The organism is Rossellomorea sp. H136 (assembly GCF_056838065.1).
On the sequence record NZ_CM166371.1, the window covers coordinates 2378286 to 2392017 of the forward strand.

Sequence of the window (13732 nt, forward strand, 5' to 3'; positions counted from 1 at the left end):
AAAATCTATTCGTTATGTTGCGTTTTTAGGAGGTACAAATGAGAGAAATATTACCTGGATCTGTACTGTCTCATATTCAGTATGGTTATCAAAAAGTTCCTAAGAAGGTCAAGAGTCAATGTCCAAACTGCTCAAAGACAAGTGAATTTGTTTTGAAGGCCAATTTTTATCAAGTGAACAAAACAGGACTGTTTGCAGAGGCAAATTGTTCAGAGTGTAAGAAACCCGCTATATTTGTTATCATGCTTAATGATGATTCGGTCAATCGGGGTGAGGAAGCTGGCCTTTATATTTATGATCCACTGGCAACGAACGGACCGTTGGATCAGATTCAAGGGAATAAACGGATTCCACAGGACCTCGTCCGATCATTTCGATCCGCATTAAATGTTAGCCAGTCGAAGGATAACTCTGCTACAGCCGTTATGTCTAAGCGCGTGCTCGAGAGTGTTCTGAAGAATTTTAATGGAGACAAAGTAAATGGGCAATCCTTATCGGAACAATTCGACCAATTACCCAAGAATGTCGACCTTACAAAGCCTATCCAGGCCCTGAGCCACCTTGTACATCCAAACTCCCCCTTCTATGAAATGCTTGAATTGGAAAGGGAAATTGACGATGAAACAGCGGGATTACTTATGGAATTACTAGAAGGCCTCATTGAATATTTATTCGTTCTTCCAGAAAAAATCGAAACGTTACAAGAGAAAATTGAAAAGAAATATTAGTAGAAGTAGAGTGCCGTTTCTAGCACTCTACTTTTTTATAGTGGTTTTAACTTAAGGGAATCCAGTGCCTGGTTCACGTCATCGATATCATGGATTTTCTTCTCTAAACAAAACTGAATCACGAGATCGAATCGTTCGCTGTCTGAAAGTGAGAAACCGGCAGCACTCAACATATCACTGGTTTCTTCATCTGACAGTTCCAAAGAAAGGCACAGGGCTACTACTGTACGCTTACTCGGCTTATAATCAGGAATCGATCTGATTTTCGAATAATGCTTTCGGTTTATTCCTGCTTTTTGTAGATGCCATCAACAGGAGCGATACAATTGGGAGTTCATTTTTCTAGGTGCGAATATCGATGCTGCTGAAGAAGCCTTGAATATCGGCATCGATGTCGGGAATGCATATCAATTTGAGGCTTCGTCTGAAGGAGTTGAAAAGATGTATGATGTGGTGAGTGAAGCTGTGTGTCAGAAGAGACGTTGATGCTAATATTGAATTTTGGATCTCATCTATCTGTTAGATGGGATTTTTTCATTATAGAAACGCATGATGTCCTTTATAATGAATTCGCCGTTATATCTTGAATTTCGCCGATAAAACAAGGAATTCGCCGTTATATTTGAAATTTCGCCGATAAAATTGAAATAGCGCCGTTAATTCGGACGAATAACAATCAACACACCAAATTACTTACCTTAAGCCATACAAAACTTATAAGAATAACCGCAACAATCAATAACTTTCACGATTCTGTATAGAATTTATTTAAATTTTGCCAAAACTAGTTTATCATTATAAGGTAGATTCAATTTAAACCAATTGGAAGTCAACGGAGTTAAAGGAAGGGACACTATGTCGACAGAAAACGAAAAGAATATTACCAGAATACATATGGTTGGGAAGGAATACATTCTCATCGGAACTGCTCACGTATCGCGTCAGAGTGCGGTGCAGGTAAAAGAAGTGATCGAAGCAGAACAGCCGGACACGGTTTGTGTCGAACTGGATGAACCAAGGTATCAATCAATCGTCGAGGGAGATAAATGGAAAGATACAGACATCTTTCAAGTAATTAAAGACAAAAAAGCAACTTTACTTCTTATGAATCTAGCCATTGGATCATTCCAGCGACGGATGGCCAAACAATTTGGAATCAAGCCGGGTCAGGAAATGATTCAGGGAATTGAATCGGCGAAAGAAACTGGCGCTGAACTCGTATTGGCTGATCGGAATATCCAAATCACGTTCTCCCGTATTTGGAACAGTGTCGGATTCAGTGGCAAAGCAAAACTCATGACCCAAATCATATACAGCATCTTTAGTACCGATACCATTACAGAAGAAGAACTCGAAAAAATCAAATCACAAGATATGCTGGATTCGATGTTAAATGAATTCACCCAAGTTTTTCCTAAATTGAAAACACCATTAATCGATGAACGAGATCAATACCTTGCCCAGAAAATCAAAGATGCCCCGGGAGAGAAAATTGTTGCGGTGTTAGGTGCAGCTCATGTTCCTGGTATCACTAAAGAAATTTATAAAGAACATAATTTGGACAAACTGAACGAACGTCCTGCTAAATCAAAATGGCCAAAGATTATAGGCTGGGCCATTCCCGTCATGATCCTTGCCGTGATTGCCTACACCTTCATTTCCAATCCTGATGCCGGGATACAACAGGGAATTAGTTGGATACTATGGAACGGAGGATTCTCTGCACTTGGCGTAGCCATCGGATTGGGACATCCATTAGCGATATTGACAGCATTCGTAGCAGCACCATTCACGTCGTTAAATCCACTTCTGGCAGCAGGATGGTTTGCCGGATTCGTACAAGCATATTTCCGCAGACCAAATGTCGGTGACTTTGACTCCCTATCTGAAGACGTCCTTAGTGTAAAAGGATTCTGGAGAAACAAAGTAACGCGAATCCTCCTCATTGTCGTGCTTGCTAACTTAGGAAGTACACTTGGTACTGTAATTGGTGGGGCAGATGTTGTGCGGCTTTTTCTTGAAAATTTAAAGTAAAGTGAAATAAGCTATCCTTTTGGGGGTGGCTTATTTTTTATAAAATGATGTTGGAATATTATGTTGAGAATAGAATAATGATATTTTGGAGGGATCTTTAATATGAGCCACAATATAAGCAGATATGCACACTGGTTACTTCTCCTACTTGTAGGGTCTAGTTTTGTTATGGGATTCACACTTGTCACACATTCTGTTCAGGGAATAATCGCTTGTGTATTTAGGATTATTGGATTTAGTGGTGTGGCTTTTCTTGTTTTTCATGTTGAAGACAGAGGAGGTAGGAGACTAAATAATACATACAATTTGGAATAACTAAGTTCAGGAGGCCTTATGATGTATCAAGAATCACTATCAAACTTGATATCTATTAACAACGATGTTTTGTGGGGAGTCATTTTAGTAATGGGACATTTAATCTCCACTACACTAGCATTAGCCATTTTTTCATCGATTCTGCTTCAAAATAAGAAGAACGGATTATTATTCCTTATTCTCTTAATTGTCATGGGTGTGCTGACACTCTATAGAGTCATGAGTTATTCTATAACATTAGGATTAATTATTGGCTTCATGTATATCATTTTATGTTTTGTTACCTTTATCTCTTTGAGAAGGAAAATGACTAGGGAAAATCAATTGTGATTTGGTTTTAATCTCATATGTAAGATAGAGTGATAGAAAGGTTAAGAAAATTATTTTCTCCTCCAAGGTTGACCATTAGGATGACTGTAATGTAGTTGATTCATTTTTGTAACATAAATAATTTTTTAAGAATATATTGAAATAACAAGCCTATATTTATTATAATAACAGAAAGGATTTATAGAGGAGGATCTAATGGACACCCACAGGAGTAAAAGGATATCCAAGTTATACCGAAAGTTGATTACTTCTGATGCAACACAAGCTTTCCTTATTTATAAAGGCCTAGATGAGACAACGAAAGCAGAATTACTCGATTTAGTGGCAGAGATGGGATCTCAGCACTCAGAAAAACTTTTGAATAAAATAAGCTAACATACATTAACCGAGTGTAAGACCTGGAGAGGTGAATTCTCCAGGTCTTTTCCTTTGAAAAGGGGAAAAGATGGAGAAATTGAAAATAGGGATTCTCGGTTTATTAGCGAAATAGTAAATATATCAGCGAACCGTAATGAACCAGTAATGCATAGTATCATAGGTCATTTGTCCTTCATCCAACGCTCAAACCCAAGGGTATCTAATCTCTACATAAACAAAAGAGTGCGGTGTGATTTCGATTATGAAATCCATCGCATTTTTAGTTTTTCATAAGATTTGAAGATTCTAATTAACCATCTATTGTCTAAAAAGGTGAAAAACCTTTTGAATGAAACTAAACATAGTTCTATTTTCCTTATTTTATGATGATAGGAATAAATTCCTTTTTATTCAAAAAAATGTTGTAATTAGGCGTATTAATATTTATAATATTAAGAAAATTTAATAAATATTTCCTAGGAAAGGAGGGCACTAAATGAATGTATATATGTCGGTGGATATGGAGGGAATTACAGGCTTAGTTGATCATACACATGTAGATTCGAGCAAGCATAATTATGAGCGTGGGAGAATCATCATGACCGAGGAAGCGAATACGGTTATATCTGCTGCCTTTGAGTCAGGTTGCACCGAAGTACTGGTCAATGATAGTCATTCACAGATGAACAATTTATTAATTGAAAAGCTGCATCCAGAAACAAAGTTGATTTCCGGTGGAGTGAAACCATATTCAATGGTTCAAGGACTGGATGAGACGTTTGATGGGGCTTTTTTTGTGGGTTATCACGCACGCGCATCGTCGAAGGGTGTGATGTCCCATTCGATGATCTTCGGCGTTCGCAACATGTATATCAATGATGTTGCCGTGGGTGAGCTGGGCTTTAATGCGTATGTTGCAGGGTTTTACGGGGTTCCAGTGTTGATGGTTGCCGGAGATGACCAGGCAGCACTTGAGGCAGAAGCATTGATCCCTAATGTTACGACAGCCGTCGTGAAGGAAACGATATCCCGTTCTGTGGCGAAAAGTCTGACACCTCAGAAATCAACTCAATTATTAAAGAAGAAAACCGAAGAAGCGATACATAATAAAGAAAACGTAAAACCTCTCACTCCACCTGACCAACCGACATTGCGAATCGAATTTGCGAATTACGGACAAGCGGAGTGGGCAAGTCTTATGCCAGGAACAGAACTTGAGACAGGGACGACCACTGTACGATTCGAGGCGAAAGATATTCTGGAAGCCTATAGAGCCATGCTTGTGATGACTGAACTGGCGATGCGAACTACATTCTGTTAGAAAGTGTGAGATCAATGGGTACATATTTGTTGAAACGACTTCTGGCCATGGTGATAACGTTATGGTTGATTGTGACATTAACATTTTTCTTAATGCATGCCATACCAGGATCACCATTTAATGAAGAGCGAAATACAAGTGAGATCGTACAGCAAAATTTAGAAGCTCATTATCATTTGAATGAGCCGGTGATGATTCAATATTTTCTCTATTTAAAGTCCCTTGTTTCATTAGACTTTGGACCATCTATTACACAACCATCACAAACCGTAAATGATTTATTAGGAAGGGGATTTCCAATTTCCTTTGAATTGGGAATGATTACTCTCGTAATTGCAGTATTGTCTGGCATTATTTTAGGCGTATTGGCTGCTCTCAGACATAACGGAATCATAGATTACATGGCAATGACTTTCGCCGTACTCGGGATTTCGATTCCAAACTTTGTGATGGCGACATTACTTATTCAGGAATTGGCTGTAAACAGGGGAATCTTCCCTGTAGCCACATGGACGAGCTGGCGTCACATGGTTCTTCCGACCTTGGCATTAGCAACAGGGCCAATGGCCATCATTGCCCGTCTGACTCGTTCTAGTATGTTGGAAGTGTTAACCCAGGATTATATTCGAACAGCCCGTGCCAAAGGGTTGTCACCAATCAAAATTGTGTTTAAGCACGCCCTGCGAAATGCCTTACTTCCGGTTGTAACTGTACTGGGTACTCTAGCAGCAGGAATATTAACAGGTACATTCGTCATTGAACAAATCTTTGCGATTCCGGGAATGGGAAAGTATTTCGTGGAGAGCATCAATCAGCGTGATTATCCTGTCATTATGGGGACGACTGTATTTTACAGTGCATTTCTCATACTTATGCTGTTTTTAGTGGATTTAGCTTATGGTTACCTTGATCCCCGTATTAAGTTACATAAGAAGGAGGCGAAATAATGGGAGTTCCAAAACACCAAGAACCAAATGTGACTCCAGACGTACTGGATGAGTGGTTTACACCCAAGAAGAGGAATAAAGATGATGCGGAAGCGGTGGTCCGACCGAGTCTTTCCTATTGGCAGGATGCGTGGAAGCGCCTTGTGAAAAATAAGCTGGCAATGCTTGGCTTTGTTTTTTTAATCGGATTAATTGTGATGGCTGTCATTGGCCCCATTATTTCTCCCCATGACGTAACGAAGCAAACACTTTCGAACCAAAACCTGCCTCCTTCCGGTAATCACTGGTTTGGTACCGACGATATGGGACGAGATGTATTTACCCGTACATGGTACGGTGCACGCATATCGTTATTTGTAGGTTTTATGGCCGCACTCATTGATTTTGTTATCGGGATTGTATATGGAGGCATTGCAGGTTATAAGGGTGGTAAAACCGATAATGTTATGATGCGTGTTGTTGAAATTCTATACGGATTACCTTACCTATTAGTTGTGATTTTATTAATGGTCGTGATGGGGCCGGGCCTGCTCACTATTATCGTTGCCTTAACCGTGACGGGCTGGATCGGGATGGCCCGAATTGTTAGGGGACAAGTACTGCAAATAAAAAACTATGAGTTCATTCTTGCTTCTAAAACGTTTGGTACGAAAACAGCCCGTATCATACGGAAGAATCTCCTGCCTAATACGATGGGACCGATTATCGTTCAGATGACACTGACCGTACCTAGCGCTATTTTTGCGGAAGCATTCCTAAGTTTCCTTGGATTGGGAATTCAAGCTCCTTATGCTAGTTGGGGAGTAATGGCTAATGACGGCTTATCTACGATTCTATCAGGCTATTGGTGGCGATTATTCTTCCCGGCTTTATTTATTTCACTAACTATGTTTTCATTCAACGTTTTAGGAGACGGACTACAAGATGCACTTGATCCTAAGCTAAGGAGGTAATCATCATGAATCACGTATTATCTGTACAAGATCTACATGTACATTTCTCGACATATGGGGGGGAAGTCAAAGCGGTTCGGGGAGTGAGCTTTGATTTACATAAGGGGGAAACGCTCGCCATTGTCGGCGAATCAGGATGCGGAAAGAGTGTAACTTCTCAAAGCATTATGAGGTTAATTCCGAGTCCACCTGGGAAAGTGACGAACGGCAAGATACTATTTAAAGGAAAAGATCTTTTAGGTGTAACCGAACCGCAAATGCGAAAGATTCGAGGGGCCGATATCTCGATGATTTTTCAGGATCCCATGACAGCACTGAATCCGACCCTGACAATCGGGGAGCAAATCATAGAAGGAATTCTGCAGCATAACGACGTTTCCAAGAAACAGGCTAGACAAAAAGCGATTGAGATGTTGACACTTGTCAGTATTCCAAACCCTGAAGAACGAATTAAGCAATATCCCCATCAATTTAGTGGAGGAATGAGGCAGCGGATTGTTATTGCCATGTCACTCGTATGCGAACCAGACGTAATAATCGCCGATGAACCAACAACAGCTCTCGATGTAACCATTCAAGCTCAGATTTTGGAATTATTCAAAGAAATCCAACAGAAAACCGGAGTCTCGATTATTTTGATTACCCATGATTTAGGTGTAGTAGCTCAAGTTGCTGATCGTATTGCCGTCATGTATGCCGGTAAGATTGTAGAGGAAGGAAACAGAAGAGAGATCTTCTATCACCCTCAACATCCGTATACACAAGGGTTACTGAAATCAGTTCCAAGACTTGATCTTGATGGGGAAGATCTGATTCCGATACCCGGTTCACCGCCTGATTTATTTTCACCACCCGTTGGATGTCCTTTCGTTCCCCGGTGTGAAAAGGCGATGGAAGTGTGCGACCGTGTATATCCTGCGAAAACACAGCTATCAAACGATCACCACGTTGACTGCTGGCTACAGGATAAGCGTGCAAAAAAAGCGATGCTTTCATCGATTAGCTTAACCATCCGTTAGGTTAATTGTTTGATAGATAAAAAGAATAAGAGGGGGAAGAAAATGAAGAAGCTATTATCAGTTTTTTTAGCAGGAATGCTATTGTTTGTGTTGGCGGCTTGTACAGCTACGAAGGATGCAGGCAGTGAGTCAAACAGTGGAGACAGTAAGAAAGAAAATGGAGGAAAGGTTCTTCACTTGAATAATGGTGCTGAACCAACGTCTTTTGATCCTCCTATTGGGTTCGACTCCTATTCCTGGACAGCGTTAAACAATTTAATGGAAGGTATGACGCGTTTAAACGCTAATCATGAACCCGAAGCGGCAATGGCAGAAAAATGGGACGTGTCCGAAGATGGAAAAGTATACACATTCCACATTCGTGACAATGCCAAATGGTCTAATGGAGATGATGTAACCGCTGGAGACTTCGTTTTTGCCTGGAAACGTCTGTTGAATCCGGAAACGGGATCACCGGCTGCCTTCTTGGGTTATTTCATTGAAGGTGGAGAAGCTTTCAATACAGGAAAAGGGTCAGCTGATGAAGTGAAGGTAGCAGCGAAGGACGAGAAAACTTTTGAGGTGACTTTAACAAGTCCACAAGCATATTTCTTAAGCGTCATTGCGAATCCAGCGTTCTTCCCAATCAATGAGAAGGTTGCTACTGAAAACCCTGAGTGGTTTGCAGAAGCTGATACATTCGTTGCAAATGGGCCATTTAAATTAACTGAATGGGAGCATGACAGCCACTTTGTCATGGAAAAGAATGATCAATATTGGGATAAAGATTCAGTGAATTTGGATAAAGTTCATTGGGCAATGGTGAACGATACAAACACGGATTATCAATTATTCAAAACGGGGGAGCTGGATACAGCAGACGTACCAGCTGATTTAAGTAAACAGTTATTCGAAGAAGGCAAAGTGAATGTAGAAGATCAAGCAGGAACCTACTTCTACCGTTTCAATTTAGAAAGAGAGCCTTTCCAAAATCAAAACATCCGTAAAGCATTTGCTATGGCGGTAGATCAACAACAAATGGTCGAATTTGTGACAAAGAATAAGGAAAAAGCAGCTTACGGCTTCGTATCAAAAGGTTTCAAAGATCCTTCCGGGAAAGACTTCCGGGAAGCAAATGGAGATTTAGCGAAAACAAATATCGAAGAAGCGAAAGCCCTTCTGAAAAAAGGAATGGAAGAAGAAGGGTACGATAAGCTACCTGAAGTAACCTTAACGTACAGTACTAGTGATACACATCAGAAAATTGCTGAAGCACTTCAACAAATGTTCAAGGAAAACTTGGAGGTTGACGTTAAATTAGCCAATATGGAATGGAACGTATTCCAGGACGAGCAAAAAGCATTGAAGTTCCAATTATCACGAAGCTCATTCCTGGCAGACTACGCAGACCCGATCAACTTCCTGGAGAACTTCCAAACAGGCCACTCTATGAACCGAACAGGTTGGAGTAACGAAAAGTTCGACAGCTTAATCAAACAAGCCATGAATGAAGCAGATGAAGCGAAGCGTTTCGAATTAATGTATGAAGCAGAGAAAATCTTAATGGATGAAATGCCGATCATTCCTATCCACTTCTACAACCACGTGTATTTACAAAATGAAGATGTATCCGGTATCGTTCGTCATCCAGTTGGATACATGGAATTAAAATGGGCAGACAAGAAATAAGTGCTTGAACTAATAGTGAGTGGAGAAGACGCAAGGCTACTTGAAGCCTTGCGTTTGCTCCCTCTTTTTCTACGAAAGGGGTAATGTATGGTGATAAAAGCTTCAAAACTCAATGTAGGGGATACAATAGGTGTCATTGCTCCTGCAAGCCCTCCGAAACCTGAACCATTAAAAAAAGCCTTATCATTCCTTGAAGAATTAGGTTTGGACATAAAACTGGGGAAATCCGTCCATAAGAAATATGGGTACCTGGCAGGTTATGATCAAGAACGGATAGAAGATATACATATGATGTTCAAAGACAGTGACGTTAAAGCCATCATTTGTGCTTGCGGCGGTTTCGGCACAGGACGTATCGTATCCCGATTGGATTACAACTTGATAAGGGAAAACCCGAAAATCTTTTGGGGATATAGTGATATCACTTTTTTACATACAGCTATTCAACAACAAACGGGACTCGTTACGTTTCATGGTCCTATGTTAAGTTCAGATATTGGTCTTTCGGGTGTAGATGCATTAACGAAGAGTTCCTTTGAACAGTTGTTCCGTTCGGAAGACATCGAATATACAAACAAACTTTCCATGTTGGAAACTGTTGTAGAAGGCGCAGCAAGCGGACCTGTAATAGGTGGAAATCTTACCTTATTGGTTAGCACTTTAGGGACTCCTTTTGAAGTGGATACAAAAGGTAAAATCCTATTTATCGAGGATATCGATGAAAAACCTTATAAAGTGGACCGAATGATGAATCAACTGAAAATGGCGGGGAAATTCGATGAAGCATCTGGAATCATCATCGGGGATTTCAAAAACTGTGTGCCAGAAAAACACGAAGAATCTCTGACTCTCGATGAGGTGCTTAAAGAACATATTTCAGATGCTGGTAAACCTGTTTTAAAAGGATTTCATATCGGTCATTCTTCCCCAAGTATCGGCATACCATTAGGTAGCATGGGACGAATGAATACGTATAACCAAACATTTATCGTAGAAACAGGCATAAGAGAGGATGAGAATAATTGAAGATCCATCAATTGGAAACATTCCGAACAGCTATCCCGCTGCATACTCCTTTTAAAACTGCGTTGCGCACTGTTGAAGTGGCAGAAGCCATCGTTGTGAAATTAACGTGTGATGACGGAACCGTTGGATGGGGGGAAGCACCCCCAACAGTCGTCATTACAGGGGACAGCTTATCCAGCATTGAATGGGCCATCCTACAAGTGATCAAGCCGGCCATCATAGGTAAGAGTCTCTTAAATTACGAACAGCTTTTTCAACATTTACATTCATTAATTGTCCGTAATTCAAGCGCAAAGGCTGCTGTAGATATGGCCTTATATGATTGCCTTTCTCAGCACTGTAATATTCCACTCTATCAATTTCTTGGTGGGTACCGTCATGAGCTGGAGACCGATTATACTGTGAGCGTTAATAGCCCAAAAGAAATGGGTGAAGATGCAGAAGCCTATGTGAAGCAAGGCTTTGACGTACTGAAGGTCAAAGTAGGAAAAGATGATATCGAGACGGATATAAAAAGAATTCATGAGATCCGCCAACGAATCGGGTTCGATATCAAAATTCGACTGGATGCCAATCAAGGCTGGGAATCGAAAGCGGCTGTCAAAGCGATTCGTAAACTGGAAGACCTTGATCTTAATATTGAGTTAGTCGAGCAGCCTGTACCTGCTCATGATATTGAAGGGCTAAAGAGAGTCACTGATGGAGTGGATACACTGATTATGGCAGATGAGAGTGTTTTTACACCATATCAAGCATTTGAAGTGTTAAAAACCCGCAGTGCAGACCTGATCAATATCAAACTCATGAAAGCCGGGGGCATTTATTACGCTCAGAAAATTAACGATCTCGCGGAGGTTTGTGGTGTCGAATGTATGGTAGGGAGCATGATTGAAACGCGCCTTGGGATTACGGGCGCAGCTCATTTTGCAGCAAGCAAGAAAAACGTGACCCGATTTGATTTCGACGCCCCTCTTATGTTGGCAAAAGATATTGTAGTGGGAGGCATAGAATATAACGGTCGAATGATAAAGATGCCTACCCAACCTGGATTAGGGATTGAGAGAGTATTAGTTTAAATGAATATGAGGGGGAATTAATATGACGACAAAAGCGCTAATAACAGTACCTGTATCAACCGTATGGACATCCAAGGATTCAGCCCGTGATTTGGATTCACCTGCCGTTTCCAATCCCGTGCAAATCAACGAATGGTTAGATTCCTTGACACATGAAACCCGGTTGGCTCTGTGCGATGAAAACCGTATACAATCTCAAGCTATATTCGGCCAGGAAGTATTGGTGATGGAAGAGAAGGACGGTTGGTCTCGTGTGATCATTCCAGACCAAGCTACATCGAAAGACAATCAAGGGTACCCTGGTTGGGTCCCAAGCGATCAACTTTCACACGGGGAGTTACCTCATACGGATACATATGCCATAATTACAAGCAAATTTGCGGATTTAATCAATGAAGAGAATGAGGTGGAATTGGAACTTAGTTTCCAAACGATTTTACCCGTTGTGAAAGAGCATGTTCATGTTATAGAAGTTTTGACTCCGTTAGGTACACGCTTCTTAAAACAGAAAGATGTAATCATCTCAACCACGAAGGTTAACGATCAAAGGGGTAGTGGCCAAGACATCGTCACTTCAGGAGAAGCTTTTCTTAATCTTCCTTATTTATGGGGAGGGATGACGAGCTATGGGTTTGATTGCTCAGGCTTCAGTTATACCATGTGCAAGGCGAATGGTTATCTGATTCCACGAGATGCTAATGACCAGGCTAAAGCCGGAAAAGAAGTAGCACTGGATCTATTAGAGCCTGGTGATCTTTTATTTTTTGCTTATGAAGAAGGGAAGGGGAGCATTCATCACGTTGGAATCTATCATGGTGACGGACAGATGATCCACTCTCCCAATACTGGGAAAACCATTGAAATTCTTTCCCTGAAAGGTACCTACTACGAGAAAGAGCTGTGTATAGCAAGGCGCTACTGGGGGGAAACGGAGGAATCATCATGACGAATCACAAACTACTCGAAGTAAAGGAATTAAAAAAATACTTTCAGCTTGAAAAAGGTAAAACCTTAAAGGCAGTGGATCGTATTTCATTTGATATATATAAAGGTGAGACATTCGGTCTAGTAGGGGAATCGGGTTGCGGGAAGTCGACTACTGGCCGCACCATTATCGGTTTGTATGACAGGACAGAAGGGGAAGTCCTGTATGACGGGAAGAACGTTCATACACTCTCTGATAAAGAAAAGCTGTCCTTTTATCGAAACATGCAGATGATATTCCAGGATCCGTACGCTTCTCTTAACCCCCGTTCAACGGTACGTGAAATCATTGCAGAACCGATGGATGCACACAATATATACCGGGATAAAAAAGAGCAGATGGAACGTATTTATCAGCTCTTGGAAGATGTCGGGCTGAATAGGGATCATGCGAATCGCTATCCCCACGAATTCAGTGGCGGACAGCGTCAGCGAATTGGCATAGCTCGTGCACTTGCCCTTAATCCAGATTTCATCATCGCCGATGAACCGATTTCTGCTCTTGATGTTTCCGTTCAAGCTCAAATCGTAAACCTATTGAAAAAGCTTCAAAAAGAAAAGGAGTTGACCTTTTTATTCATTGCTCATGATCTTTCTATGGTAAAGCATATTAGTAACCGCATCGGAGTGATGTATCTGGGACATATGGTTGAATTAACCGAGAGTAAGGAGCTATATAAAAAGCCTCTTCACCCTTATACCCAAGCATTACTTTCAGCTATCCCCATCCCTGATCCCGATGTAGAGGATGAGCGTGAACGAATGATCATTCAAGGAGAAATCCCCAGTCCAATCAATCCACCAAGTGGCTGTGTATTCAGAACCCGCTGTCCTGTAGCCATGGAAGCATGCTCTAGCCATAAACCTAAATGGAAGGAAGTAGAAGAAAAGCACTTTATTGCTTGTCACTTATACGACAATGAAATCACAAAGGATCATGACGAAGTAGCGGTCACAAAGTAAAGGATGAATTG

Annotated in this window: 14 protein-coding genes; 13 read left to right on the forward strand and 1 reads right to left on the reverse strand. The window is 41.0% G+C overall.

Annotated elements, in window-relative coordinates:
- The first annotated feature begins 38 nt into the window (after positions 1-38).
- Complete coding sequence (locus tag ACYH0O_RS11910) at positions 39-728, forward strand: hypothetical protein (protein ID WP_482632394.1); 690 nt, start codon at positions 39-41, stop codon at positions 726-728.
- Positions 729-763: 35 nt separating this feature from the next.
- Here ACYH0O_RS11910 and ACYH0O_RS11915 read toward each other — a convergent pair whose 3' ends face one another.
- Positions 764-931 carry a hypothetical protein gene (locus ACYH0O_RS11915; RefSeq protein ID WP_482632395.1) on the reverse strand — a complete coding sequence of 56 codons (168 nt, stop codon included), beginning with the start codon at positions 929-931 and terminating at the stop codon, positions 764-766.
- Between the two features lie 652 nt (positions 932-1583).
- On the opposite strand from ACYH0O_RS11915, the gene ACYH0O_RS11920 reads away from it, so the two are divergent.
- The 12 genes from ACYH0O_RS11920 (at position 1584) to ACYH0O_RS11975 (ending at position 13721) form a co-directional block, all read left to right on the forward strand.
- Positions 1584-2762, forward strand: a complete 1179-nt coding sequence (locus ACYH0O_RS11920; protein WP_482632396.1) for a TraB/GumN family protein — start codon at positions 1584-1586, stop codon at positions 2760-2762.
- Between the two features lie 333 nt (positions 2763-3095).
- Positions 3096-3407, forward strand: coding sequence for a hypothetical protein (locus tag ACYH0O_RS11925; protein ID WP_482632397.1), 312 nt, complete (start codon positions 3096-3098; stop codon positions 3405-3407).
- 195 nt (positions 3408-3602) lie between these two features.
- A complete protein-coding gene (locus tag ACYH0O_RS11930; RefSeq protein ID WP_044337098.1) occupies positions 3603-3782 on the forward strand; it encodes a hypothetical protein in 180 nt (59 codons plus the stop codon).
- A 478-nt stretch (positions 3783-4260) separates the two neighbouring features.
- Positions 4261-5085 (forward strand): M55 family metallopeptidase, encoded by an 825-nt coding sequence (locus tag ACYH0O_RS11935; RefSeq protein WP_482632398.1) that lies wholly within the window; start codon positions 4261-4263, stop codon positions 5083-5085.
- Between the two features lie 14 nt (positions 5086-5099).
- On the forward strand, positions 5100-6032 hold the full coding sequence (locus tag ACYH0O_RS11940; protein WP_149155782.1) for an ABC transporter permease: 933 nt from the start codon (positions 5100-5102) through the stop codon (positions 6030-6032).
- A complete protein-coding gene (locus ACYH0O_RS11945) occupies positions 6032-6985 on the forward strand; it encodes an ABC transporter permease (RefSeq protein WP_149155783.1) in 954 nt (317 codons plus the stop codon). The genes ACYH0O_RS11940 and ACYH0O_RS11945 overlap by 1 nt, the downstream gene beginning before the upstream one ends.
- A 5-nt stretch (positions 6986-6990) precedes the next feature.
- Complete coding sequence (locus ACYH0O_RS11950) at positions 6991-8004, forward strand: ABC transporter ATP-binding protein (RefSeq protein ID WP_149155784.1); 1014 nt, start codon at positions 6991-6993, stop codon at positions 8002-8004.
- 42 nt (positions 8005-8046) lie between these two features.
- The gene (locus ACYH0O_RS11955; protein ID WP_482632399.1) at positions 8047-9672 is read left to right on the forward strand and encodes an ABC transporter substrate-binding protein; all 1626 of its coding nucleotides are present in this window, start codon (positions 8047-8049) and stop codon (positions 9670-9672) included.
- 87 nt (positions 9673-9759) lie between these two features.
- Positions 9760-10698, forward strand: a complete 939-nt coding sequence (locus tag ACYH0O_RS11960) for a S66 peptidase family protein (protein WP_482632400.1) — start codon at positions 9760-9762, stop codon at positions 10696-10698.
- Positions 10695-11774 carry a dipeptide epimerase gene (locus tag ACYH0O_RS11965; RefSeq protein ID WP_482632401.1) on the forward strand — a complete coding sequence of 360 codons (1080 nt, stop codon included), beginning with the start codon at positions 10695-10697 and terminating at the stop codon, positions 11772-11774. Before ACYH0O_RS11960 ends, ACYH0O_RS11965 begins: the two co-directional genes overlap by 4 nt.
- 22 nt (positions 11775-11796) lie before the next feature.
- Entirely contained in the window at positions 11797-12720 is a 924-nt protein-coding gene (locus ACYH0O_RS11970) for a C40 family peptidase (protein ID WP_482632402.1), read from the forward strand.
- Complete coding sequence (locus ACYH0O_RS11975) at positions 12717-13721, forward strand: ABC transporter ATP-binding protein (RefSeq protein ID WP_482632403.1); 1005 nt, start codon at positions 12717-12719, stop codon at positions 13719-13721. Before ACYH0O_RS11970 ends, ACYH0O_RS11975 begins: the two co-directional genes overlap by 4 nt.
- The last annotated feature ends 11 nt before the right edge of the window (positions 13722-13732 follow it).